The sequence below is a fragment of the Enterobacteriaceae bacterium Kacie_13 genome (assembly GCA_013457415.1).
GTDB lineage: Bacteria > Pseudomonadota > Gammaproteobacteria > Enterobacterales > Enterobacteriaceae > Rahnella.
Genome location: CP045665.1, coordinates 4,534,528 through 4,558,469 on the forward strand (window position 1 = coordinate 4,534,528; position 23,942 = coordinate 4,558,469).

Consider the following 23,942-nt stretch of genomic DNA (forward strand, 5'->3'; position numbering starts at 1 on the left):
GAATTTTTATGTTGGCATTTCGACGCTACGGCCTGGTGCTGTGGTTCGGTCTGGTTTTCTCGTTTTTCACTCACGCAGTAATGGCGCAGGATCAGGGCTGGTCAGCCTACAAAAGCCGCTTTCTGATGCCTGATGGCCGGATTATTGATACCGCCAATAAAAACGTCAGTCACACTGAAGGTCAGGGTTTCAGCATGCTGCTGGCGGTCTTTAATGACGATCAGGCCACTTTCGATAAACTGTGGCAGTGGGCAAACACGACGCTTTATCGCAAAGACATCGGCCTCTATTCATGGCGTTACGACCCGAATAACAGCGTGCCCGTTGCCGACAAGAATAACGCCTCCGACGGTGATCAGCTGATAGCGTGGGCACTTCTCCTGGCGGGCGATAAGTGGAATGACGCGCGCTATACCAAGGCGTCCGAGAAATTGCAGACGGCACTGATCAAATACAACGTGATTGACTATGCAGGCTACAAAGTGATGCTGCCGGGTGTGACCGGTTTTAATCAGACCAGCAACATCACGGTTAACGGCTCCTACTTCATCTTCCCGGCGTGGAAAGCGTTTTACGCCCACAGCCACCTGAAGGTGTGGAAAGATCTTGATGAAAGCAGCACCGCGATGCTCAGCAAAATGACGTTTGGCGAATTTCGTCTGCCGACCGACTGGGTAGATATGCAGGCAGATGGCAGCATGAAGCCCGCAAGCCGCTGGCCAACGCGTTTCAGTTATGACGCCGTGCGTATCCCGCTTTACCTCGGCTGGGCGCATCCGGGCAGCCCGCAGCTGGCACCGTTCATTCTGTGGTGGCAGAAGTCACCACGTACCGCGACACCGGCATGGATAGACGTCATGACCGGCACCAAAGCGGGCTACAACATGTCGCCGGGCTTACTGGCTATCCGGGATTTCACCATGGCCAACGCGGGAGCGATAAGCCCTAAACTGGCCCCAAAAGACGATTACTACTCCTCAACGCTGCAACTGCTGAGCTGGTGGGCGAGTCAAAAAGGGTAAGTGCGGTTTACATCAAAAAGGCCAGTCAGGGAATGCTGACTGGCCTGTTTGATGAATCACAGTTTAATTAATTTGATAGCTAAAATTAGCCGTATAGCTGCGGCTGTTATAGATATAGCTAGCAGCATTGCTTAACGACAAAACGTTTCCGCTATAGGTAACATTCACCCGGTTATTCGCACCGGTGCTGATATCAACAATTGTTCCACTTCCTGAGATAAACGGAAAACCTTCCGCCAGCGACTTAACAACGTCACTATTGTTACCCTTCAGTTCCCCCGCCAGATAATATCTGTAATGGAATGGAACCGTTGCGCCACCACTTTGGCTTTCAGTCATGTACAACCACATATGGTCATCGATTTTTTGGGTGCGGAGCAATTTATCTCCGGCGGGATCATCTACGCTATGACTAAGCCACCAGAAACTAATGACCAGAAGTAACAGGGTAAGGGTTACAACACGATGTAGCCATTTAATAGCCATTCTGAATGGCATAATCGATCCCTTCTTGTATGTTGTGCTGATCTGTCTGAATATCCTAGTTCCTGTAGCAACGGCAGGTATAGCAGCCATCGCGGCAATTTTGGGCGCATATCTTAAGCGTGATAAAAAACTGAGAATTGTGTTTGAGGATGGAAAGATTCAGGAGCTTGACTCATCAAACTACAATCCTGATGAGCTGATGGAAGCGGTGAAAAAAATTAAGGAGATTGATTTTCAAAACTGATTAGAGCGTCCACATTACGTCCACGCTCAAGGGGTTTTGAGCACTCTCAAGCCCCTTCCAACTATTTACAAGTGACTGTTTTAAAAGAGAATGAAGTCTAAGCCCTTGAAAAAAAACCCCTCCATATAGGAGGGGGAAGACAGGGATGGTGTCTATGGCAAGGAAAAACAGGGATCTTACTCGGTCTTGCTGGTACTACTCGTCTTCTGGGCAGAAGGGGTTTGTAAGCCAGATAACTGCTGTTGCATCTGTTCAATGCGCTGCTCGTGTTTCTGGTTCAGTACGTTCTTTTGCTCTGGCGTCAGCAGATTAAACATCTGGTTGCGGATGCGGGCCATTTCGACCTGGCGATCCACCTGTTCCTGAGCCATTAATTCGGCTTGTGCCCGCACAGCTTTCTGGTCAAATTTTTCAGCGGTAACCAGTCGGTGCATCGTTTCTAACTGTTCTACATTTATATCAGGCAAATCTTTTCGCGCCTGATGCATGAGGTCACGCATTTGCTGACGTTGTTGCTCCGTCAGATTTACACCATCAAACATGGTGTTGCGTTCCTGAGGCTTATCCAACATCGTGCTATTATGTTCTGCTGGCATCGCCGACATCGGTTTTGCACCCTCTGCTAAAGCGACACCTGAACTGAGTGTCAGTAGCGTGGCCAAACCTAGTGAAGCTGCCTTAAACATCACACACTCCTAAAAGTCTTTATCGCTCATCGCGAATCATTGAAAAGCAGTCTAAACCTGCTGCTGCAAACAAGCGTCAGTGCTTGTAAAAGTACGTAAAGTCATGGAATAGCGGCAATTGATGACGTATTTTGCGTCTAGAGGTAAATACAATGAATAAAATTTTGTTAGTTGATGATGACCGTGAACTGACTTCACTTTTGAAAGAATTACTCGAAATGGAAGGCTTTAATGTTGTAGTGGCTTACGACGGTGAGCAGGCATTAGAGAAAGTCGATAACACCATTGATCTGCTGTTGCTTGACGTCATGATGCCGAAGAAAAACGGCATTGAAACCCTTAAAGAATTACGCCAGCGTCATCAGACGCCAGTGATTATGTTAACCGCGCGCGGCAGTGAATTGGATCGCGTATTGGGGCTGGAACTCGGCGCCGATGACTACCTGCCAAAGCCGTTTAATGACCGCGAACTGGTCGCCCGTATTCGGGCAATGCTGCGCCGTTCCAACTGGAGCGAACAACAGCAGACCAATGAAAACAACGGTTCCCCGACGCTGGAAGTAGACGGTTTGCAACTGAACCCAGGGCGTCAGGAAGCCAGCTTTGACGGTGAAGCGCTGGATTTAACAGGTACTGAGTTTACCCTGTTGTATTTACTGGCAAAACATCTCGGCCAGGTTGTTTCCCGTGAACATCTGAGTCAGGAAGTGCTGGGGAAACGTCTGACACCATTTGACCGTGCCATTGATATGCATATTTCGAATTTACGCCGTAAATTGCCCGATCGTCAGGACGGACATCCATGGTTTAAAACCCTTCGTGGACGCGGTTATCTGATGGTTTCTGCTTCATGATAAACAGCCTTACGGCACGTATTTTTGCCATTTTCTGGTTCACGTTAGCACTGGTGCTAATGTTGGTATTGATGGTGCCGAAACTCGATTCACGCCAGATAACGCCGTTGCTCGATAATGAGCAACGGCAAGGCTTGATGATTGAACAACACGTCGAAGCTGAGCTGGTGAACGATCCGGCAAATGATTTGATGTGGTGGCGCAGGCTGTTCCGCGCAATCGACAAATGGGCACCGCCGGGCCAGCGTTTGTTACTGGTTACCAGCGAAGGCCGGGTGATTGGCGCGCAACGCAATGAAATGCAGATTGTGCGTAACTTTATCGGGCAGTCTGATAACTCAGACCGTCCGAAAAAGAAAAAGTATGGCCGCGTCGAAATGGTTGGCCCGTTTTCGGTACGTGATGGAGAGGATAATTATCAGCTTTATCTGATGCGTCCGGCCAGCAGCTCTCAGTCCGACTTCATTAACCTGATGTTTGACCGACCGTTGCTGCTGCTGATTGTCACGATGCTGATCAGCGCCCCTCTGCTGCTCTGGCTGGCGTGGAGCCTGGCGAAACCAGCGCGTAAGTTGAAAAACGCGGCGGACGACGTGGCTCGAGGAAATCTCAAACAGCATCCGGAGCTTGAAGCCGGACCGCAGGAATTTCTTGCCACTGGTGCCAGCTTCAATCAGATGGTGAGCGCACTCGAACGCATGGTAACCGCACAGCAACGGCTGATTTCGGATATCTCGCACGAGCTGCGTACGCCGCTGACAAGGCTGCAACTGGCGACCGCGCTGATGCGTCGTCGTCATGGCGAAGGCAAAGAGCTGCAACGTATTGAAAATGAAGCACAACGCCTTGATAGCATGATCAATGACTTGTTGGTTCTTTCACGCAGTCAGCATAAGAATGAGCTGTCGCGGGAAACGCTGAAAGCCAATGAGTTGTGGGCAGGTGTGATTGACGACGCGCAGTTTGAAGCCGAACAAATGGGCAAAACGCTGGAGGTGACGTCGCCTCCGGGACCATGGAAACTCATCGGTAATGCTGCCGCACTAGACAGTGCGCTGGAGAATATCGTGCGTAACGCTCTGCGTTATTCGCATCACCATATTGCACTGAATTTCGCCCACGACAGCGACGGGATCACCATCACCGTGGATGACGATGGTCCTGGCGTCAGTGAAACCGATCGCGAACAGATTTTCCGCCCGTTCTATCGTACCGATGAAGCGCGTGACCGTGAGTCCGGCGGTACAGGCCTTGGGCTGGCTATCGTCGATACGGCGGTTCAGCAGCATCGCGGGAAGGTAAGAGCCGAAGACAGCCCACTGGGCGGCCTGAGGTTGATTATCTGGCTGCCACTGCACCAGCGTTAAGTTTCTGCTATTCTGCGTCCCTCTATCAGGGGGACGCATGCTTAACATCGTTTTATTTGAACCAGAAATCCCGCCAAATACCGGCAACATCATCCGTTTGTGTGCCAACACAGGATGTCAGCTTCACCTTATCGAGCCTTTGGGTTTCGGCTGGGATGATAAACGCCTGCGCCGCGCCGGGCTGGATTACCACGAATTCGCCAGCATCAAACATCATGCGAATTACGACGCTTTTCTCACCAGCGAAAATCCGCAGCGCCTGTTCGCGCTGACCACCAAAGGCACGCCTGCGCATAGCGCCGTCAGCTATCAGGATAATGATTTTCTGGTATTCGGCCCAGAGACCCGTGGTCTTCCGGCATACATCTTAGATAATCTGCCCGCCAACCATAAAATCCGCATTCCGATGCTTGCGGAAAGCCGCAGCATGAATCTGTCGAATGCCGTATCTGTGGTGGTCTATGAAGCGTGGCGCCAGCTGGGATATCCGGGTGCTTTGCTGAAGGAATGAATGCGAAGGGAGTAAAGTAAAATTATGGCATGCACAGGCATGCCATTTTTGTGTCAGATACCGTCGCCGAATTCAAAACCCTGCACGATACCGTTGAAGTGTTGATCCATATCCATCGAAGGACGCTCGCTCTCCGGTCTGCCAACAATACGCGCGGGCACACCCGCCGCCGTGGTATGTGCGGGCACTGACTGCAAGACCACAGACCCTGCGCCAATCTTCGCCCCCACACCAACTTCAATATTGCCGAGAATCTTCGCGCCCGCACCAATCATTACACCTTCGCGAATTTTCGGATGTCGGTCACCGCATGTTTTACCGGTACCGCCAAGCGTGACAGATTGCAGAATTGAGACGTCGTTTTCGACTACGGCCGTTTCACCGATAACAATCCCCGTCGCGTGGTCGAGCATGATGCCGCAACCAATACGCGCCGCAGGGTGGATATCCACGCCAAAGGAAACGGAAATCTGATTCTGAAAATAGATCGCCAGCGCTTTGCGATCCTGCTTCCACAACCAGTTACCTATGCGATAAGCCTGTAGCGCATGGAAGCCTTTCAGATACAAAAGAGGAGTGGAGTATTTGTCGACGGCAGCATCACGCTGATGCACAGCCAGAATATCGCGCGCGGCAGAGAGGATCATTTGTTCATCATTGCGATAGGCCTCTTCGACAACTTCACGAATAGCCATCGCAGGCATGATTGGGTTGCCCAGTTTATTGGCGAGAATATAGCTCAACGCACTGCCCAGCGTTTCGTGCTTAAGCAACGTCGCGTGGAAGAAGCTCGCCAGCATAGGTTCACACTCAGCCAGTGCTCGCGCCTCTGATTTAATGTTATTCCAGACCAGTTCTAATTCCTCTAACGACATCACTGTTCCTTACAACTTTGCAGGTTCGGATAATAAAAAGCCGCCCTGTGGGGATCTCCAACAAGGTGGCTATGCTACTTATCGCCGGTCAGTGGCTGTGTTTTTCGTCCTTGCTCGCACGGGCAAGTAAATTCGTGGCAGCTTCACGGGCATCTTTACCGCAGTATAAAACCTGATAAATCTGTTCCGTAATAGGCATTTCAACATTATGCCGCTGCGCCAGCACCCGTACTTCTTTGGTGTTGCGATAGCCTTCAACAACCTGACCAATGGTGTCCTGAGCGGTCTGAACATCCATCCCCTGCCCCAGCATAATACCGAAGCGGCGGTTACGTGACTGATTGTCTGTGCAGGTTAACACCAAATCACCCAAACCTGCCATGCCCATAAACGTGGCAGGATCGGCACCCAGCGCGGTTCCGAGGCGGCTCATTTCGGCCAGACCACGGGTGATCAATGCCGTTCTGGCATTTGCACCGAAACCAATGCCGTCAGACATACCGGCACCGATAGCAATCACGTTTTTAATCGCACCACCCAGCTGCACACCGATGAAATCGGGGTTGCTGTAAACGCGGAAGCTTTTGCCACAGTGCAGCAGTTGCTGTAAATCGTCGGCAAAACTGGCATCCGTGGCCGCCAGAGAAATCGCCGTCGGCATTCCCGCCGCCAGTTCTTTGGCGAACGTCGGGCCAGAAACCACGGCTAACGGGATCGTATCGCCGAGTTCTTCACGCGCGACATCCTGCAACAGACGTCCGGTTTCTGCTTCCAGACCTTTGGTCGCCCATACGACACGCGCATCAGCACGTAAATGGGGTTTCAGCTGACGCAGCACGTCACCAAACACATGGCTCGGCACGACAACCAGCACATTGCGGCTGGCCGCTAACGCGACGGACAGGTCAGTTTCAAGCAGCAGATTGTCGGGGAATGGCACATCAGGCAGGAATTCCTGATTACAACGGGCGCGTTGCAAGGCGTTGATGTGGTCGGGATTGTGTCCCCACAGCACAACGGGATGGCCATTTCTGGCAAGGGTAATTGCTAAAGCGGTGCCGTACGAGCCGGCACCGATTACAGTCATTGACGCATTGACGGTTTTCATCAGGCATCCTGATGTGGTTCAGCACCTTCGGTTTCAGCTTGCTGTTGCAGATAGTTCATGAACAGCGCGTCGAAGTTGACAGGTGCCAGGTTCAATTGCGGGAAGGTACCGCGGGAAACCAGGCTGGTGATGCACTCACGGGCATACGGGAACAGAATGTTCGGGCAGTATGCACCCAGGCAATGCGCCATCTGGTTGCCATCGATACCGGAAATGCTAAAGATACCACCTTGCTGAACTTCACACAGGAACGCGGTTTCGTCGCCCAGTGAAGACGTTACCGTTACACGCAATACGACTTCATACACGCCTTCAGCCAGCTGGCTGGATGCGGTATCAAGATCCAGTTTCACTTCTGGCTGCCAGTCTTGCTGGAAAACCTGAGGTGCATTTGGCGCTTCGAAAGAGATATCTTTGGTGTAAATACGCTGGATCTGGAAAGCCATTTCGGTGTTATTTTGTTCTGACATGTGAGTAGTACCCTTGAGTTAAAAGTCCTTTAACACTTAATGAAAATACGCAGCCGCCCCGATTACCCCAGCAAGGGGTCGAGACCACCGCGTGCATCAAGCGCATGTAAATCATCGCAACCGCCAACGTGCTGTCCATCGATAAAAATCTGAGGAACGGTTGAACGACCGCTGCGGGCGATCATTTTTTCACGTTTATCCGCGTCACCATCAATTGCGATTTCATCGAATGAAGCGCCTTTGCTGTTAAGCAGGGCTTTCGCACGATGGCAATAAGGACAGGTTGCCTTGGTGTAGATTTCAATTTTAGCCATGGGTTCCACCTCTAAGTCGTAGATTTTAATGCCGTTGCGATTGGGCTGAAATCTTACTTACCGCGTGCCAATGGCAAATTTTCGCCGCTCCAGCCACTGATACCTTCTTTCAACGTGAAAACACGCTCAAAACCGGCCGCGATTAGGCCTTCTGCCGCAGTGCGGGAAGTCTGGCCTGTTGCACAGACCACAATAACCGGCTGTGCTTTATGTTTAGTCAGCTCACCCAGATTATTGCTTTTGATGTCTGTGGTAAGCACATTCAGGGACGTGGCGATGTGGCCTTTGCGGAACTCTTCACGCGTACGCACATCGACAACGACGGCATCTTCTTTGTTGATCAGGCGGGTTGCTTCACCACGGGTGATCTCTTTTACTTTAGAAAAACGTGTTTTAAAGGTGGTCACAATTACTGCAATCAGTAACGCAACCCACGCCAGGCTGAGAACCGGATGCGCACTGATGAATGGCATAATATCTTGCATGGGGTGTAGCAACTCCCGTCAGTTAGGGGAAAATTCAAGGCTTCAGAGTATACCTGCGCGTCGGAGCAAATACAGCCAGTAAGCTCGGGCTAATGCCACAATCTGCGGCACATCCCGAAAAATTAACACGCCTTTATAGTGAAAGTTAACCCTCACCTCACCCCATCTTTGATCTCTCACGGCTATTCGCCTTGCTGACTAAGGTAAAATCAGCCCACCTGAATGCACATAGCCACGCCTGTTTAAGCCTGTTCAGCCGGCGAGGCTATTGAGCATTTCATCTTTTAAACTGAGGTCAATTGACATGTCGAGCAACAAAAAACCGATGGTTCTGGTGATTCTTGATGGTTACGGTCATCGTGAAGAACAACAAGACAACGCGATTCTGAATGCCAAAACACCGGTCATGGATAACCTTTGGGCGACCCAACCCCATACGCTGATCGCCGCATCGGGTCTGGACGTCGGCTTGCCAGACGGCCAGATGGGCAACTCCGAAGTCGGACATGTCAATTTAGGCGCGGGTCGCATTGTGTATCAGGATCTGACTCGCCTCGATAAAGAGATTAAAGAAGGCGACTTCTTTAATAATAGCGTACTAACCGGCGCTGTTGATCGCGCTGTCAGCGCAGGTAAAGCGGTTCACATTATGGGTCTTCTCTCTGCAGGCGGCGTTCATAGCCACGAAGACCATATTATGGCGATGGTTGAACTGGCCCATCGTCGCGGCGCAAAAGCGATTTATCTACATGCTTTCCTTGATGGCCGCGATACACCACCACGCAGCGCAGAATCTGCCTTAAAACGTTTCACTGAGAAATTCGCTGAGATTGGTACGGGCCGTATAGCATCAATCGTTGGCCGGTACTACGCCATGGACCGCGATAATCGTTGGGATCGCGTACAACTGTCCTATGACCTGATGACTGAGGCAAAAGGCGCGTTCACGGCCGATAACGCCCTGGCAGGCCTGCAAGCTGCGTATGCCCGCGATGAAAATGATGAATTCGTGAAACCGACCGTGTTGCAGGCGGCAGGTGAAGAAACTGCCGCGCTTAATAATGGCGACGCGATGATCTTCATGAACTTCCGTGCTGACCGTGCACGCGAAATTACCCGCGCTTTCATCAGCCCTGACTTCGACGGTTTTATCCGCGAAAAAGTGATCAATTTCGGCGACTTCGTCATGCTGACCGAATATGCTGCCGACATCGACGCGGCCTGCGCATATCCGCCAGCCTCCCTGAAAAATACGCTGGGCGAATGGCTGATGGCACATGACAAAACGCAGCTGCGCATCTCTGAAACCGAGAAATATGCCCACGTCACCTTCTTTTTTAACGGTGGTATGGAAGACGCGTTTACTGGCGAAGACCGCATTCTGGTGAAATCCCCGAACGTGGCAACCTATGATCTGCAACCGGAAATGAGCTCCGCAGAGCTCACTGAAAAACTGCTGGGCGCTATTGCCAGCGGCAAATACGACGCCATCATTTGTAACTATCCGAATGGCGACATGGTCGGCCACACCGGTGTTTATGAAGCAGCCGTCAATGCGGTGGAAACGCTCGATAACTGTGTTGCGCAAGTAGTTGACGCCGTGAAAGCCGCTGGAGGCCAGTTGCTGATCACCGCTGATCACGGTAACGCAGAACAGATGCGTGATCCGGCCACCGGTCAGGCGCACACCGCGCACACCAGCCTGCCAGTCCCGCTGATTTATGTGGGTGGCAGCGCAGAAGCAGTAGAAGGCGGCAAACTGTCGGATATCGCGCCAACCATGCTTTCGCTGATGGGAATGGAAATTCCACCAGAGATGAGTGGCAAACCGCTGTTTATCGCGCGTTAATTTCCTTAAAAACCCTGAAATACAGGCGTATCCGCTCAGGTGGGTACGCCTTTTTTGTTTGTGCATCAGCCGGTTGATTAGTGTTACGATACGGCCAGGGACAGCCATATTGTCTATCATCCACGGTCGACAAGCGGAAAAAAGTTTGAGCAAATTCATTCATTTCAGCCTGATGAGAACCCGCCTTTCCGCTTCGGACAAGGTCGTATCCGCCTTCCCATCTTCAGCCATATTGCTTTGCGCCTCTTTATTGACGCTCTCTCTCACTGCCCACGCTGATGACAATAAAGATCAGCTCAAAACCATTCAGCAAAACATCGCAGAAAAAGAGAAAAGCGTTAAACAGCAGAAACAACAGCGCGGTACGCTGTTGCAACAATTGCAGGCGCAGGAAAAAACCATTGCGTCGGCCAGCTCCCAACTTCGCGGCACACAATCGACGCTGAGTACGCTTGAGAAAGATATCTCCGGGCTGACGCTGTCTATCGACAAACTGCAGAAACAGCAAAAAACGCAGGAAGGCATTCTCGCCAAACAGCTCGATTCCGCATTCCGTATCGGCCAGCATAAAGGCCTGCAACTGCTTCTCAGTAGTGAAGAAAGCGAACGCAGCGAGCGGATCCTGGCCTATTTCGGCTATCTGAATGTAGCCCGCCAGAAGACCATCGAAGAACTCAAACAAACGCGCACCACGCTCGGCGAACAGCGGGTTGCGTTGCAGTCCAAACAAATCCAACAGAAAAACCTGTTAGGCGAACAGCAGACTCAGCAGCAAAAACTTGAGCAGGCTCGTGCAGCGCGCAAACAAACGCTGACCGCGCTCGAGTCCTCTTTGCAAAAAGATGAGCAAAGCCTGACGGAACTGCGTGCCAACGAATCTAGCCTGCAAAACAAAATTGCGGCCGCTGAGCGTGCTGCAAAAGCCCGTGCTGAGAAAGAAGCGCGCGAAGCAGCCGCCGTGCGGGCGAAAGAACAGCAGGCGAAGAAAAAAGGCTCCACCTACAAACCGACGCAAAGCGAGCAATCGCTGATGGCGCGCACCGGCGGGCTGGGAAGGCCATCAGGCCAAAACATGTGGCCGGTTACTGGTTCGTTGATACACCGTTTCGGTGAACAGTTGCAGGGTGAACTACGCTGGAAAGGCATTGTCATTTCGGCACGTGAAGGCAGCGATGTGCGTGCCATTGCAGAAGGCCGCGTCATTCTGGCGGACTGGTTACAAGGTTATGGCCTGGTGGTGGTGATCGACCACGGCAAGGGCGACATGAGTTTGTACGGGTACAACCAGGATGCGCTGGTCAGCGTAGGCGATCAGGTGAGAACCGGTCAGGCCATTGCCAAAGTAGGGAACAGTGGCGGACAGGGCCAGCCATCGCTGTATTTTGAAATTCGTCGTCAGGGCCAGGCCGTTAACCCACAGCCGTGGTTGGGAAGATAGCATTGCAATATAAAAAGTCCGTTTTAGCTGCCCTTTGTGGTACTGCGTTATTCGTTTGTCAGGTTCAGGCTGCGAAATTATCCATTCTGATTGATGACTTTGGTTATCGCCAGCATGAGGAAAACCAGGTACTTCAGATGCCAAAAGCGGTATCCGTGGCGATTTTCCCTAATGCACCCGATTCGCAGATGATGATGAACAAGGCCCACCAGCAGGGACGTGAGATTCTAATCCACCTGCCAATGGCGCCGCTGAGCAAACAACCGCTGGAAAAAAATACGCTGACTCCCGGCATGAGCGCCGGGGAAGTGAAGCGGATCGTCGATCAGGCGATCGCTAATATTCCCTACGCGATTGGCATCAACAACCATATGGGCAGCGCCATGACCTCCAGCCTGACCGGTATGGAAAATGTCATGCAGGCCATGAACGCCCACAATCTGTTCTTCCTCGACAGCATGACTATCGGCAATACTAAGTCGGTCCAGGCCGCCGAAGGAACCCGCGTGAAAGTCATCAAGCGCAACGTCTTTCTAGATGATGTACAGAATGAGGCTGAAATTCGCCGTCAGTTTGAGCGCGCCATTCAACTGGCCCGCAAAAATGGCTATGCGATCGCCATAGGCCATCCGCATCCCACGACGGTGAAAGTACTGCAACAAATGCTGCCAAATTTGCCTTCCGACATCGTGCTGGTGCGGCCAAGCGACCTGCTCAACGAACCAATGCACAGTTTAACCTCCACGGGTAAACCGCCTAAAACCACTCCAGCGAAATCAACGTCTAAAGGCATCAGCATTTGTCGCGTGAAACATCCCGTTCCTCAGATTTATGCGGATAGCATGTTTAAAGTCATCGGTGAAAGTCTGGCGACTACGCCGGCCGTCCTGTTCATTGAGCGCCAGTATCATGCGTTGGCAACGTTCCCACAAATGCAGGGATCCGCACCGGTTGAACCGGCAGCAGAGAAAAAACCTGACGCACAAAAAATAATTCAGAATTCAACGCATTGATAAACATCATTTTAGTGCTCAAAACCAAATAGGTAGAGCTTAAAGAATTTGCCCCCTATAATGGGCGCTGCATGTTTTTGGATTCAGACTGCGCAGGGGCGCTCACAAATGGGACAAGATCGATCTAAAATTCTGCTGCTCGACAGCGGCAAAGAATGGGGAGGTGGCACTAACAGTATGTTAGAGCTGCTGAAAAGAATCGATCGGGAAAAATTTGAAATTAGCTGCTGCTTTTACAATGATTACGCGCGGGATAACGGGGAAACTATCAGCCAGATATTGAACTCGCTGAACGTTCCCGTCTTCTTTATCCCACAGGTTAAACAACCCGCCTGGGCGAAAATTACCAAAGAAGTGCTGCGTACCCTGTTTTTCTTCAGTAGTCATCTGCGTCAGAAAGCGATTTACTCCATTGATAAAGTCTGGAGAATCAATCCCAACATTCGCAAGATCCACTCCCTGCTTGAGCTCGGCCAGTTCGACATTCTTTATATGAATAATCAGCCCAGCTCTAACGTCGAAGGGTATTATTCCACCGCAGGTTTGCCGACAGCTATTGTGCAGCATTGCCGTATTGAGCCGGTGCTGAACCGCGATGTCGTGCGCATTGTGAATAAGTTCTGCCACAGCATTATTTCTGTTTCACAGGGCGTGCAGGAACAATTGCTAAAGCGCGGAGTGCGCAGTGAGTTATGTTTTACTGTTTTCAATGGCATCGATATCAATCAATCATTGCCCGATGGCGCCAACATCCGTAAGGACTTGAGCGCGACCGATGATACTTTTATCTTTGGCAGCATTGGATCACTGATTAACCGTAAAGCACATCATTTCACCTTGCTGGCGCTGGATAAATTCAACCGGGCTTTCCCGGAAGCAAAGTGGATGATGGTCTTTGTCGGCGAAGGCCCAAATTTGCGCCGCCTTATTCAGCAGGCTGCCAGCCTGAATATAATGGATAAAGTGGTCTTTACCGGTTTTCAAAGCAACGCGCTGGAATATCTGTCCGCGTTTGATGCCTTTATTTTAGGGTCGAAAAGCGAAGGCCTGCCCCGTGTTGTTTTAGAAGCGATGCTGCTGGAAACACCGGTCATTGGCTCCAACGTAACCGGTACCGCTGAACTGGTAAAGAACGCCGAGACCGGCATGTTATTTGAGTACGGCGACGTTGATATGCTCTTTAACCATATGAAAACATTGTATCTCAACGAACATCTTCGTAATGAGATAGCACAGCAGGCGAACACCAATGTTCGCGATAAATTTGCCATTGAGAAATATGTCTCTGGCGTTGAAACCGTTTTAAGTAGTGTCAAAAAGAAACAAGGCTGAACATGTTCAAATTCCTGAATTCAAAATATCGTCACATTCTTTCGCGCCATAATCTGCCCTATGCGCAGACAGTGACAGCAGGCATGCCTAAGAACAGCGTGACGTCCGTGGTAATCCCTTCCGCGGGCGCTGACTATATTGAAGAAGCCTGTTTGTGCGCAGAATTCGCCGACAAATTTGCCACTCAGCTGCAGGAAATTGTCATCGTGACCGATCAGGACGCCAGTCAGTTCAGGCCGCTGCCGGAGAAGGTCCGCATTGTGACGCTTAACCCGGAGACAAAGTCCGGTGATTACCGCTACAAGCAAATTTATCTCAGCCGTTTAATCAAACTGATGGCTCCTTTACAGGCCAGAACTGACGGTATTTTGATGATCGACTCTGATTTAAATCTGCTGAAAATGCCGGAAATTCAGCTGCACGAGAATCATATTTACTCGAGCTTCCGTCAGGGAAAAATGATCGCAAAACTCGACGGATGCGATCCAGCGACCATTCCAGCTTATTACAAAAACAGTGTGCGGCCTTACATCGTGGATCACGTCAACGGCGCATTCTTAGCCGCAACGCGTAAAACCTGGGAACGATTGTGTCCGCTGTGGATTATGTTCTTCCGTGATACGTGGAACATTCTGCCTGACAATCAACCGCCAACGGATCAATTACCGCTTGCCGCGATGCTCGACACTCTGGATATCAAAAGCGTTAATTTGGGCGACTGGATGAACTGGCCGGTGTCGAAGAAAATTGGCGGCACGCCGTCCGTTATTCCAAAAGAGGTGATTGGCGCGCACGGCGGTTTCCCGCTGACTGAATGGCAAAAGTATCTTGCCTCGCCGAATAACGAGTTATTGTTTAAAGGTCAGGATTACACGCGCAAAGTACGTTATCTGACGGATGCTGAAAAGCAAACGGCGGACCCGGCGGCTTAAGTTTTTTGCCGAACATAACCATAAGGCCCGCTGATTTAGCGGGCCTTTTTCATTTCAGAACGTGATTACCAGTCAAGGATCACTTTTCCGGAGTGGCCAGAACGCATAGCGTCAAAGCCTTTCTGGAAGTCATCAATCGGGAAATGATGGGTAATCAGTGGCGTGAGGTCTAATCCCGACTGGATTAGCGCTGCCATTTTGTACCAGGTTTCAAACATCTCGCGGCCATAAATCCCTTTGATAAATAGACCTTTGAAGATCACCTGATTCCAGTCGATGGCCATTTCTGCCGAAGGGATGCCCAGCATGGCAATTCGGCCACCGTGGTTCATGGCACTGATCATGCTGCGAAAGGCGGCGGGGGCGCCCGACATTTCCAGCCCGACATCAAACCCTTCGGTCATGCCCAGCTCTTCCATCACTTCCGGCAGGCTTTGCTGGCTGACATTCACCGCGCGCGTGACGCCCATTTTACGCGCAAGCTCCAGCCGGTACTCGTTCATGTCAGTAATGACCACGTGACGCGCACCGACGTGTTTGCAAATGGCCGCTGCCATGATGCCTATCGGCCCGGCACCGCTTATCAATACATCCTCGCCGACCAGATCAAACGACAATGCCGTGTGCACGGCATTGCCGAGCGGGTCGAAAATCGCGGCCAGATCATCTGAAATATTATCAGGGATCTTAAAGGCATTGAACGCCGGCAAAACGAGATACTCCGCAAAGGCGCCGGGACGGTTAACCCCCACCCCCTGCGCATTACGGCAAAGGTGCGTGCGGCCACCGCGACAGTTGCGACAGTGTCCGCAGGTGATGTGCCCTTCGCCGGAAACACGATCACCCAAACTGAAGCCTTTGACTTCCTGCCCGATCCCGACCACTTCGCCGACATACTCATGTCCGACGACCATCGGCACGGGAATGGTTTTTTGTGACCATGCGTCCCAATTATAAATATGCACATCAGTACCGCATATCGCCGTTTTGCGGATTTTGATCAGCAAATCGTTATGCCCTAACTCCGGTACCGGCGCATCGGTCATCCAGATACCTTCTTCACGTTTCAGTTTTGCTAACGCTTTCATGGACACTCCTCAGGCGATCACGCCAAGTTTTTTGCCGATACGGGTGAAGGCGTCCACGGCGTGTTCAATCTGTTCCTTCGTGTGCGCTGCGGACATCTGGGTACGAATACGTGCCTGTCCCTGAGGCACGACCGGATAAAAGAAACCGGTGACGTAAATCCCCTCCTGTTGCAGCTGAGCGGCGAAATCCTGCGCCAGACGCGCCTCGCCGAGCATGACTGGGATAATGGCATGATCTGCACCGGCCAGCGTAAATCCGGCAGTGGTCATTTTTTCACGGAACAATTTGGAATTGGAGAGAAGCTTTTCGCGCAGTTCGCTGCCTTTTTCGAGCATCGACAAAACTTCAATAGATGCAGCAACAATCGACGGTGCTAAAGAGTTCGAGAAGAGATAAGGACGCGAGCGCTGACGCAGCCAGTCGATCACCTCCTGACGCGCCGCAGTATAACCGCCGGATGCTCCCCCCAGCGCTTTCCCGAGCGTACCCGTAATAATGTCCACACGCCCCATGACATCACAATATTCGTGCGTTCCCCGCCCTTCTGCGCCGACAAAACCGACAGCATGGGAATCATCCACCATCACCAGCGCATCGAAACGCTCGGCCAAATCACACACGCCTTTGAGGTTGGCAATCACGCCATCCATTGAGAACACACCGTCGGTCGCCACCAGAATGTGCCGCGCGCCATCGTCTTTGGCCTGCTGCAAGCGGGCTTCCAGCTCGGCCATATTGTTGTTGGCGTAACGATAGCGTTTGGCTTTGCACAGACGCACGCCGTCGATGATCGACGCATGATTAAGTGCATCGGAGATAATCGCGTCTTCTTCACCTAACAGCGTTTCAAATAAACCGCCGTTAGCATCGAAACAGGAGGAATACAGAATGGCATCGTCCATACCGAGAAAATCCGCCAGACGATGTTCGAGTTCTTTATGCGTATCTTGTGTGCCGCAGATAAAACGCACCGAGGCCATGCCAAAACCGTGGCTGTCGAGCCCGGCCTTCGCCGCCTGAATTAATGCGGGATGGTTCGCCAGACCGAGATAGTTATTCGCGCAAAAATTAATGACCGGCTTTCCACCGGCAACCGAAACCTCTGGCTGCTGTGGCGTGGTGAGAATGCGTTCTTCCTTAAACAATCCATCAACCCGCGCCTGATCGAGCTGGTCTTCCAATTGGCGATAAAACGAAACAGACATACAGTATTCTCCTGAAATGACTCATTCACGGAATACATTACTAATCTGTATATGAAATAACGATGAAAACGCTCACAATATCTTCATTTTGCAGCATAGTTCACGCCTTACGCTCTGAAACATAAGAATGCGTCTTATCGGACACCTTCCCAATGTGAGCTTGATAATGAAGTGTTATGATATTGCCAACTGTATAAATCACGCATGGTGCGTGATTTTAAAATGATTAAAGGTGAGTCCCATGATAATCGTCACTGGCGGCGCTGGTTTTATCGGCAGCAATATAATTAAATCGCTCAATGATATGGGATACCGCGATATTTTAGTGGTCGACAACCTGAAAGACGGCACCAAATTCGTCAATCTGGTCGATCTGGATATTGCGGATTACTGCGATAAAGAAGACTTCATCGCCAGCATCGTTGCCGGTGATGATCTGGGTGATATCGACGCTATCTTCCATGAAGGCGCGTGCTCGTCCACCACGGAGTGGGACGGCAAATACATGATGGATAACAACTATCAGTATTCGAAAGATATCCTGCATTTCTGTCTCGACCGTAGTATTCCTTTCCTGTACGCCTCTTCCGCTGCGACCTACGGCAGCCAGAGCACCAGCTTTGTTGAAGAACGTCAGTACGAGCAGCCGCTGAATGTGTACGGTTACTCTAAGTTCCTGTTTGACCAATATGTCCGTGAAATTTTGCCTCACGCTGAATCCCAGATCTGCGGATTCCGCTACTTCAATGTTTATGGCCCACGTGAAGGTCATAAAGGCAGCATGGCCAGCGTTGCATTCCATCTGAACAACCAAATCAACGCAGGTGAGAATCCTAAATTATTCTCCGGCAGCGAAGGTTTTAAACGTGATTTCATCTATGTCGGAGACGTCGCAGCAGTAAACCTGTGGTTCTGGCAAAACGGTGTTTCCGGTATTTTCAACTGCGGTACCGGCCGTTCAGAGTCTTTCCAGGCTGTGGCGGATGCCGTGGTTGCCTATCACAAATCAGGCGATATCGAATACATTCCTTTCCCGGAAAAACTGAAAGGTCGTTACCAGTCTTTCACGCAGGCAGATATGACAGCTTTGCGTAAAGCCGGTTATGACAAGCCGTTCAAAACGGTTGCCGAAGGTGTGACGGAATACATGAGCTGGCTCAACCGCACAGTCTAAGAACCGCACATTGAGGAATGGATTAACGGTATGAAAATACTGGTAATTGGGCCGTCATGGGTCGGTGACATGATGATGTCACAAAGTCTTTACCGCACCCTGAAAGTGGCGCACCCGGACGCACAAATTGACGTGATGGCACCCGCATGGTGCCGTCCACTGCTCGACAGAATGCCTGAAGTGAATCAGGCGCTGGCGATGCCGCTGGGTCATGGCGCACTGGAATTGGGTGAGCGCCGCCGTCTGGGCATTTCTCTGCGCGACGAAAATTATCAGCGTGCCTACGTGTTACCCAACTCGTTTAAATCCGCGCTGGTACCGTTCTTTGCGCATATTCCTCTGCGAACCGGGTGGCGCGGCGAAATGCGCTACGGCCTGCTCAATGATTTACGCGTGCTGGATAAAGCCGCTTTCCCATTGATGGTTCAGCGCTACGCTGCGCTGGGCTACGATGCTGCGCAAATCCACACGGCCGAAGATCTGCCACAGCCGATTCTGTGGCCAAAATTGCAGGTCTCTGAAACAGAAATCACCGCAGTTAACGCCTCTTTTGCCATCGATATCGCACGGCCATTAATCGGTTTTTGCCCCGGCGCAGAATTCGGCCCGGCAAAACGTTGGCCGCATTATCATTACGCCGCGTTAGCAGAAAAACTGATCGCCGAAGGTCAGCAGGTGGTTTTGTTTGGCTCCGCCAAAGATCATGCCGCAGGCGAGCAAATTCGCCTTGCGCTTACTGAAAGCGCACAGCCTTTCTGTCTTAATCTGGCCGGAAAAACCTCACTGGATCAGGCGGTGGTAATGATCGCTGCCTGCAACGCCGTTGTCAGTAATGACTCCGGCCTGATGCACGTTGCTGCCGCGCTGGATAAGCCACTTGTTGCGCTCTATGGCCCTAGCAGTCCTGATTTCACGCCACCACTCAGCCATCAGGCAAAAGTTATCCGCCTGATCACCGGCTATCATAAAGTCCGCAAAGGTGATGCTGAAGAAGGCTATCACCAAAGCCTGATCGATATTCAGCCAGAGCAGGTCCATCAGGAATTGGTTTTGTTACTGGGCACAAGGAAGGAGCAGTAATGCGGGTTCTCATCGTCAAAACATCGTCAATGGGTGACGTATTGCACACGCTTCCTGCACTGACAGATGCGTTACAGGCTATTCCGGGGATCCGCTTTGACTGGGTCGTGGAAGAGGGTTTTGCGCAGATTCCTGGCTGGCACCCGGCGGTCGATCGCGTTATTCCAGTTGCCATACGGCGCTGGCGTAAAAACTGGTTCGGTTCTGAAACCCGCCAGCAGCGCTGTGACTTCAAACGTGAAGTACAGTCTCAGACTTACGATGCTGTGATTGATGCACAAGGTTTGATCAAAAGTGCAGCACTGATCACCCGCGTCGCTAAAGGTGAAAAACACGGGCAGGACTGCAAAAGTGCTCGTGAGCCCTTTGCCAGCTGGTTTTACAATCATCGCCATGAAATCGATAAAAAACAGCATGCGGTTGAACGCACCAGAGTACTGTTTGCCAAAAGTCTGGGCTATGAGAAACCTTCAGCTCAGGGTGATTACGCCATTGCGGCCCGCTTCCTCTCGCGCCTTCCCGCCAATGCAGGCCAGTATCTGGTATTTCTTCATGCTACCACGCGCGCTGACAAACACTGGCCGGAATCACACTGGCGGGAGTTAATCGGCATGCTGAGTGCGCAACAAATTCGCATTAAACTCCCCTGGGGCGCCGAGCACGAATATCAGCGGGCACTGCGTCTGGCGGAAGGCTTTCCGCACGTGGAAGTTCTGCCAAAATTAAGTCTGGAAAAAGTCGCCGAAGTGCTGGCTGGCGCGAAAGCCGTCATCTCCGTCGATACCGGCTTAAGCCATCTGACTGCAGCACTGGATCGCCCTAACATCACGCTCTACGGGCCAACGGATCCGGGATTAATTGGTGGCTACGGACAAAATCAGTTCATCCTGAAAGCTGAGAAAAATTCGCTGGAGAATCTGCCGGCAGAGCGCGTATTTGAGCAGCTGAATGACGTGATGTCCGTCGAAAAGGAAACGAACCGGCCATGAGCTACGTGATAATTTTTATCTTGCTGTGGCCGTTCAAAATGCTGATGAAACCTTTTCATCGACGCACCGGGCGCAATTTGGTGATTCAAACCGCTAAAATTGGGGATTTCGTTAATATCACCCCGCTCCTGAGGTATTTAAACATCTCTGATGTACTCATCAGTAAAACGGTTTTGCCGCTGGCAGAACACGATGCAACGATTGGTTCCATTTATCTTATTGAAGATTATAAAAAATCCTTATTCAGTAAGATTCGTCTCGCGTTCCATTTACTCAATCGCTACGACAACGTATATCTGCTTCAGCCAAATAGCGTGAATGCTTTCTATGCCGCATTCTGTAATGCGCCAAAAAAAGCTTTTTTAATCGCGTATGCGCGCAAGTGGTATCACAATATTTTTTATTGGACAGCCGATGTTGTTCGCATGCACAGAAAAACGGATTTCACGCTGGAAAGTTACCTGAAACTGGCCAATCCCACTTTTACCGCAGCTAGCTACAAAAAGCATGCTACCTGGCCATTGTGGATCCCGGCAAATCCGCTTCCGGAGTTGGCAAAAAACGACCAGATAAAAATTGGTATCAGTATTTCTGCAGGGAACAAGGCAAAAACGATTCCGACTGACGTATGGATAAAGATACTGAATTGTCTGGATGGATTACCTTGCCAGTTCTATGTATTTGGTCCTGAAAATGAACAATCTTATCTCGATCCGCTGCTGGCAAAATTAACCGACAATGAATACATTATCAGCCTGATCGGTAAGTTAAAATTGCATGAAGTCCCCCATGCCATCTCACAGATGGATGTGTATATTGCTTCTGACTCGGGTAATGTTTATATCGCCGATGCGGTGGAAACGCCGATGATTTGCCTTGCAGGCCCTTGTGATTTGGCTGAACAGCATCCGACTTTTGCGCCATTAATTTTAAAGCCGGAAGATCCAAAGCTTGCGCCGGAATCTTTTGTTTTCTCAGCGCCCTATACGTTCAGGCACAGTGCGGAAGAACTCTTTTCGCTCAGTGATGCACAGTTGAATCAGATACGTTCTTTTGTCATCAGCAAAACAGGTCAGGAACAGAACCATGCCTAATCAGGAATACCTGAGTTATCTTGAGCATAAAGAAGAGCTCGTTAACAATTTAGGGGTTTCAGAATTGCCGGTTGTCCATATCGCCTTCGGCATCAATAACGCGTATGCGCGCGGTATGGGCATCACTGTTTTTTCGATTTTGGAAAATAATCCAGACTTAGCTTTTCATATTCACGTGTTTGGAAGTCCGCTGGATGAGAAATCAAAAGCCCGGCTTCTCGAACTGGCCGTAAATCGTTCTATAGCCATCACCTGTTATGTTTTCAAAGACACTGCTTTTGCCGATTTGCCGCTAATAGGCCGCTACCCGCAGGCAATTTATTACCGCCTGTTTACTCCCTATATTCTTGCGGATGTAACATCGAAACTCATTTATCTTGACGCTGACACCTTGTGTTTAGGTAATTATAAAGAATTACATGAAAAAGATATCAGTCGCTACACGCTGGCTGCCGTAAATGATACCGAGCGAGCTCGCAACAAACTGTGCCCACATCTGGGGCTTACCAGCGGTAATTACTTTAACTCTGGATTTTTGTATATCAATATTCCGCTCTGGATTGAGAAAAAAACAACAGAGCGAATTATTAAAACGCTGGCAATCCATGGAACAGAATTAAATTTCCCGGATCAGGACGCACTTAACATTGCGCTTGAGCATGAGATTTTATTACTGCCTAAAAAATATAATCTTGTGTGTGACATCATCCTGAATAAAGTGGGTAAAAAAACACCCGTTCCGGAGGACACAATCCTGATTCATTACACAGGTAAATGTAAGCCGTGGCATCGTTGGGGAATGGGTGAATTAGCCAGTCTTTATGATCAGTACTATGAGAAATCACCATGGCGTAATGTTCCTCATGATATGCCGGTTTCTTACAAAGAGATGAAACGTTATGCGCAGGCGCTCTGGCACGAACGTCAATATGTGAACAGCTTGCGTTGGATGGTTAAGTATATGAACAGTAAGGTTTTTAGGAATCAATCTTTATGATCAAGAACTGGCTATCAGCAGTTAATAAAATATCCATGGACGATAAATTGGCTGCAATTTTCTTCCTATTTATATCGGTATCCATTTCATTTTTTATGTACTCAGGTGAGGTTACACGTAACTTCTTCTATATCATCACCTATATCGCCATTATCTATTTCATCTTCATTACCTTAAAAAAAGAAAAGAAAATCCATTTTTATGTTTTCTCATGGATTGTTTTTACTTTGGGCCTCAGTAAATTACTTTGGGTAATGTTAACTACAAATGAACAATACCCGTTAATTGCTTACCATTATCAGATCAGCGGTAAACGGCTGATATTGGCCGCCTTTGTCCTTTACGCGATAGAACATAACTTACACAAATGGAAAGTGTCCATTTCAACGCTGCGTATTGGTGTCACCATCATGACGTTGCTTTTTATCGTTATTTCCGTTTCGCATATTATTTTTTATTTAAAAACCGGCGAAAGAATAAAAATCAACTCGGATGCTCCCACATCCGGGGCGTATACCTTCACTATTTTCTCACTTCTGCTTATGTATAGTCTGAAGTACCATGTCCTGAAGCATTACAGGCTACCCTGTCTTATTATCATGACAATGACTTTTGCTGTACTGGCGGCAACAGAAACCCGCTCAGCTATTATGCTGTTTGTATTATTTAGTGTTGGCAGCATTATTATCGACTTTGCCAAAAGCTCTCATACCTCGAAAGTAATTTACGGTTTCGCTATCGGCGGTTTAATTTTGGCCGGGGCTCTCTCTGGACATCCTTATTACAACAGAGTTTTAGACCGTATTGATAATCTCCAAACCGAAGTGACATCCTATAATCAGGGCGACCGCAATACCTCAGTTGGAGCTCGTTTTTCAATGTGGCGTGCGGGAATAGACGTATTTAAACAACACCCGATGGGTCAGTCAGCGGATAGCCGTAACGCTCTGGCAACCACCTTCATCAATCAGCATGAAGGCGGTAATCCGGAAGCAATCCGCAACCTGCAATTCCATCTGCACAATGACATTATCGATACGCTCTCCTTGCAGGGGATTTTTGGTGGCATCCTTATGTTGTTGTTCTTCGCGGTTTTATTGCTGTATCCCTTCAAACTGGTACCCAAAGGATACGAGTTCTTACTGCTCTCGGTGCCGGTAATTTATTTCAGTCAGGGTGATACTCAGTTCTATAATCGCGAATCACCATATTTTGTTGTGCTGGTGTTTGGTTACTTGCTCATGCTGAGAATGTGTCACCGCATTTCGTTAGAGAAAAAGTGATTTTGACGGGGAGTACGCCAAGCTGACTCCCCGTTTGCTTGTCAT

Annotated in this window: 24 protein-coding genes and 1 pseudogene; 16 read left to right on the forward strand and 9 right to left on the reverse strand. The window is 50.0% G+C overall.

Annotated elements, in window-relative coordinates; all coding sequences use genetic code 11:
• Window positions 1–8: 8 nt before the first annotated feature.
• Complete coding sequence (locus GE278_20780; GenBank protein ID QLK63037.1) at window positions 9–1,022, forward strand: endoglucanase; 1,014 nt, start codon at window positions 9–11, stop codon at window positions 1,020–1,022.
• 132 nt (window positions 1,023–1,154) lie between these two features.
• On the opposite strand, the pseudogene GE278_20785 reads toward GE278_20780, so the two are convergent.
• Window positions 1,155–1,520: pseudogene (locus GE278_20785) on the reverse strand (hypothetical protein).
• Window positions 1,521–1,542: 22 nt separating this feature from the next.
• On the opposite strand from GE278_20785, the gene GE278_20790 reads away from it, so the two are divergent.
• On the forward strand, window positions 1,543–1,752 hold the full coding sequence (locus GE278_20790) for a hypothetical protein (protein ID QLK63038.1): 210 nt from the start codon (window positions 1,543–1,545) through the stop codon (window positions 1,750–1,752).
• Window positions 1,753–1,928: 176 nt separating this feature from the next.
• Here the strand turns inward: GE278_20790 and GE278_20795 are convergent, their stop codons facing one another.
• Window positions 1,929–2,438 carry a periplasmic heavy metal sensor gene (locus tag GE278_20795; GenBank protein ID QLK63039.1) on the reverse strand — a complete coding sequence of 170 codons (510 nt, stop codon included), beginning with the start codon at window positions 2,436–2,438 and terminating at the stop codon, window positions 1,929–1,931.
• Window positions 2,439–2,590: 152 nt separating this feature from the next.
• Here GE278_20795 and cpxR point away from each other — a divergent pair, with 152 nt between their 5' ends.
• The 3 genes from cpxR to trmL are packed head-to-tail and all read left to right on the forward strand — an operon-like array spanning window position 2,591 to window position 5,170.
• Window positions 2,591–3,292: an envelope stress response regulator transcription factor CpxR gene (gene cpxR, locus GE278_20800; protein QLK63040.1), complete on the forward strand. Its 702-nt coding sequence runs from the start codon at window positions 2,591–2,593 to the stop codon at window positions 3,290–3,292.
• Window positions 3,289–4,659, forward strand: coding sequence for an envelope stress sensor histidine kinase CpxA (cpxA, locus tag GE278_20805; GenBank protein QLK63041.1), 1,371 nt, complete (start codon window positions 3,289–3,291; stop codon window positions 4,657–4,659). Before cpxR ends, cpxA begins: the two co-directional genes overlap by 4 nt.
• Before the next feature lie 37 nt (window positions 4,660–4,696).
• Complete coding sequence (gene trmL, locus GE278_20810; protein ID QLK63042.1) at window positions 4,697–5,170, forward strand: tRNA (uridine(34)/cytosine(34)/5-carboxymethylaminomethyluridine(34)-2'-O)-methyltransferase TrmL; 474 nt, start codon at window positions 4,697–4,699, stop codon at window positions 5,168–5,170.
• 53 nt (window positions 5,171–5,223) lie between these two features.
• Here trmL and cysE read toward each other — a convergent pair whose 3' ends face one another.
• The 5 genes from cysE to GE278_20835 form a co-directional block, all read right to left on the reverse strand.
• Entirely contained in the window at window positions 5,224–6,045 is an 822-nt protein-coding gene (gene cysE, locus GE278_20815; protein QLK63043.1) for a serine O-acetyltransferase, read from the reverse strand.
• An 88-nt stretch (window positions 6,046–6,133) separates the two neighbouring features.
• Window positions 6,134–7,153, reverse strand: a complete 1,020-nt coding sequence (gene gpsA, locus GE278_20820) for an NAD(P)H-dependent glycerol-3-phosphate dehydrogenase (GenBank protein ID QLK63044.1) — start codon at window positions 7,151–7,153, stop codon at window positions 6,134–6,136.
• Window positions 7,153–7,623, reverse strand: a complete 471-nt coding sequence (secB, locus tag GE278_20825) for a protein-export chaperone SecB (protein QLK63045.1) — start codon at window positions 7,621–7,623, stop codon at window positions 7,153–7,155. Before secB ends, gpsA begins: the two co-directional genes overlap by 1 nt.
• A gap of 62 nt (window positions 7,624–7,685) precedes the next feature.
• Window positions 7,686–7,937 carry a glutaredoxin 3 gene (gene grxC, locus GE278_20830; GenBank protein ID QLK63046.1) on the reverse strand — a complete coding sequence of 84 codons (252 nt, stop codon included), beginning with the start codon at window positions 7,935–7,937 and terminating at the stop codon, window positions 7,686–7,688.
• Window positions 7,938–7,990: 53 nt separating this feature from the next.
• Window positions 7,991–8,422 carry a rhodanese-like domain-containing protein gene (locus GE278_20835; protein ID QLK63047.1) on the reverse strand — a complete coding sequence of 144 codons (432 nt, stop codon included), beginning with the start codon at window positions 8,420–8,422 and terminating at the stop codon, window positions 7,991–7,993.
• 304 nt (window positions 8,423–8,726) lie between these two features.
• Between GE278_20835 and gpmM the strand changes: the two genes are divergently transcribed.
• The 5 genes from gpmM (at window position 8,727) to GE278_20860 (ending at window position 14,986) form a co-directional block, all read left to right on the forward strand.
• Window positions 8,727–10,271: a 2,3-bisphosphoglycerate-independent phosphoglycerate mutase gene (gene gpmM, locus GE278_20840; protein ID QLK63048.1), complete on the forward strand. Its 1,545-nt coding sequence runs from the start codon at window positions 8,727–8,729 to the stop codon at window positions 10,269–10,271.
• A gap of 145 nt (window positions 10,272–10,416) precedes the next feature.
• Entirely contained in the window at window positions 10,417–11,709 is a 1,293-nt protein-coding gene (gene envC / locus GE278_20845) for a murein hydrolase activator EnvC (protein ID QLK63049.1), read from the forward strand.
• Between the two features lie 2 nt (window positions 11,710–11,711).
• Window positions 11,712–12,722: a divergent polysaccharide deacetylase family protein gene (locus tag GE278_20850; protein ID QLK63050.1), complete on the forward strand. Its 1,011-nt coding sequence runs from the start codon at window positions 11,712–11,714 to the stop codon at window positions 12,720–12,722.
• Between the two features lie 108 nt (window positions 12,723–12,830).
• On the forward strand, window positions 12,831–14,054 hold the full coding sequence (locus GE278_20855; GenBank protein QLK63051.1) for a glycosyltransferase: 1,224 nt from the start codon (window positions 12,831–12,833) through the stop codon (window positions 14,052–14,054).
• A 2-nt stretch (window positions 14,055–14,056) separates the two neighbouring features.
• Window positions 14,057–14,986, forward strand: coding sequence for a hypothetical protein (locus GE278_20860; protein QLK63052.1), 930 nt, complete (start codon window positions 14,057–14,059; stop codon window positions 14,984–14,986).
• Window positions 14,987–15,051: 65 nt separating this feature from the next.
• Here GE278_20860 and GE278_20865 read toward each other — a convergent pair whose 3' ends face one another.
• Both GE278_20865 and kbl read right to left on the reverse strand, forming a co-directional pair.
• Complete coding sequence (locus GE278_20865; GenBank protein ID QLK63053.1) at window positions 15,052–16,074, reverse strand: L-threonine 3-dehydrogenase; 1,023 nt, start codon at window positions 16,072–16,074, stop codon at window positions 15,052–15,054.
• 9 nt (window positions 16,075–16,083) lie between these two features.
• Entirely contained in the window at window positions 16,084–17,280 is a 1,197-nt protein-coding gene (gene kbl, locus GE278_20870) for a glycine C-acetyltransferase (GenBank protein ID QLK63054.1), read from the reverse strand.
• A gap of 241 nt (window positions 17,281–17,521) precedes the next feature.
• Here kbl and rfaD point away from each other — a divergent pair, with 241 nt between their 5' ends.
• From rfaD to GE278_20900, 6 genes are read left to right on the forward strand one after another with little or no spacing between them, the layout of a single operon-like run.
• Window positions 17,522–18,454 carry an ADP-glyceromanno-heptose 6-epimerase gene (gene rfaD / locus GE278_20875; protein QLK63055.1) on the forward strand — a complete coding sequence of 311 codons (933 nt, stop codon included), beginning with the start codon at window positions 17,522–17,524 and terminating at the stop codon, window positions 18,452–18,454.
• A gap of 30 nt (window positions 18,455–18,484) precedes the next feature.
• Window positions 18,485–19,534, forward strand: a complete 1,050-nt coding sequence (gene rfaF / locus GE278_20880; GenBank protein ID QLK63056.1) for an ADP-heptose--LPS heptosyltransferase RfaF — start codon at window positions 18,485–18,487, stop codon at window positions 19,532–19,534.
• On the forward strand, window positions 19,534–20,523 hold the full coding sequence (gene rfaC, locus GE278_20885; protein ID QLK63057.1) for a lipopolysaccharide heptosyltransferase RfaC: 990 nt from the start codon (window positions 19,534–19,536) through the stop codon (window positions 20,521–20,523). Before rfaF ends, rfaC begins: the two co-directional genes overlap by 1 nt.
• Entirely contained in the window at window positions 20,520–21,617 is a 1,098-nt protein-coding gene (locus tag GE278_20890) for a lipopolysaccharide heptosyltransferase family protein (protein ID QLK63058.1), read from the forward strand. The genes rfaC and GE278_20890 overlap by 4 nt, the downstream gene beginning before the upstream one ends.
• A complete protein-coding gene (locus tag GE278_20895; GenBank protein QLK63059.1) occupies window positions 21,610–22,614 on the forward strand; it encodes a sugar glycosyltransferase in 1,005 nt (334 codons plus the stop codon). Before GE278_20890 ends, GE278_20895 begins: the two co-directional genes overlap by 8 nt.
• A complete protein-coding gene (locus GE278_20900) occupies window positions 22,611–23,897 on the forward strand; it encodes an O-antigen ligase family protein (protein ID QLK63060.1) in 1,287 nt (428 codons plus the stop codon). Before GE278_20895 ends, GE278_20900 begins: the two co-directional genes overlap by 4 nt.
• Window positions 23,898–23,942 lie beyond the last annotated feature (45 nt).

Coding starts and splice junctions, on each gene's coding strand:
- GE278_20780 (QLK63037.1), top strand. CDS start 9: ATGTTGGCATTTCGACGCTACGGCCTGGTGCTGTGGTTCGGTCTGGTT.
- GE278_20795 (QLK63039.1), bottom strand. CDS start 2,438: ATGTTTAAGGCAGCTTCACTAGGTTTGGCCACGCTACTGACACTCAGT.
- cpxR (QLK63040.1), top strand. CDS start 2,591: ATGAATAAAATTTTGTTAGTTGATGATGACCGTGAACTGACTTCACTT.
- cpxA (QLK63041.1), top strand. CDS start 3,289: ATGATAAACAGCCTTACGGCACGTATTTTTGCCATTTTCTGGTTCACG.
- trmL (QLK63042.1), top strand. CDS start 4,697: ATGCTTAACATCGTTTTATTTGAACCAGAAATCCCGCCAAATACCGGC.
- cysE (QLK63043.1), bottom strand. CDS start 6,045: ATGTCGTTAGAGGAATTAGAACTGGTCTGGAATAACATTAAATCAGAG.
- gpsA (QLK63044.1), bottom strand. CDS start 7,153: ATGAAAACCGTCAATGCGTCAATGACTGTAATCGGTGCCGGCTCGTAC.
- secB (QLK63045.1), bottom strand. CDS start 7,623: ATGTCAGAACAAAATAACACCGAAATGGCTTTCCAGATCCAGCGTATT.
- grxC (QLK63046.1), bottom strand. CDS start 7,937: ATGGCTAAAATTGAAATCTACACCAAGGCAACCTGTCCTTATTGCCAT.
- GE278_20835 (QLK63047.1), bottom strand. CDS start 8,422: ATGCAAGATATTATGCCATTCATCAGTGCGCATCCGGTTCTCAGCCTG.
- gpmM (QLK63048.1), top strand. CDS start 8,727: ATGTCGAGCAACAAAAAACCGATGGTTCTGGTGATTCTTGATGGTTAC.
- GE278_20855 (QLK63051.1), top strand. CDS start 12,831: ATGGGACAAGATCGATCTAAAATTCTGCTGCTCGACAGCGGCAAAGAA.
- GE278_20860 (QLK63052.1), top strand. CDS start 14,057: ATGTTCAAATTCCTGAATTCAAAATATCGTCACATTCTTTCGCGCCAT.
- GE278_20865 (QLK63053.1), bottom strand. CDS start 16,074: ATGAAAGCGTTAGCAAAACTGAAACGTGAAGAAGGTATCTGGATGACC.
- kbl (QLK63054.1), bottom strand. CDS start 17,280: ATGTCTGTTTCGTTTTATCGCCAATTGGAAGACCAGCTCGATCAGGCG.
- rfaD (QLK63055.1), top strand. CDS start 17,522: ATGATAATCGTCACTGGCGGCGCTGGTTTTATCGGCAGCAATATAATT.
- rfaF (QLK63056.1), top strand. CDS start 18,485: ATGAAAATACTGGTAATTGGGCCGTCATGGGTCGGTGACATGATGATG.
- rfaC (QLK63057.1), top strand. CDS start 19,534: ATGCGGGTTCTCATCGTCAAAACATCGTCAATGGGTGACGTATTGCAC.
- GE278_20890 (QLK63058.1), top strand. CDS start 20,520: ATGAGCTACGTGATAATTTTTATCTTGCTGTGGCCGTTCAAAATGCTG.
- GE278_20895 (QLK63059.1), top strand. CDS start 21,610: ATGCCTAATCAGGAATACCTGAGTTATCTTGAGCATAAAGAAGAGCTC.
- GE278_20900 (QLK63060.1), top strand. CDS start 22,611: ATGATCAAGAACTGGCTATCAGCAGTTAATAAAATATCCATGGACGAT.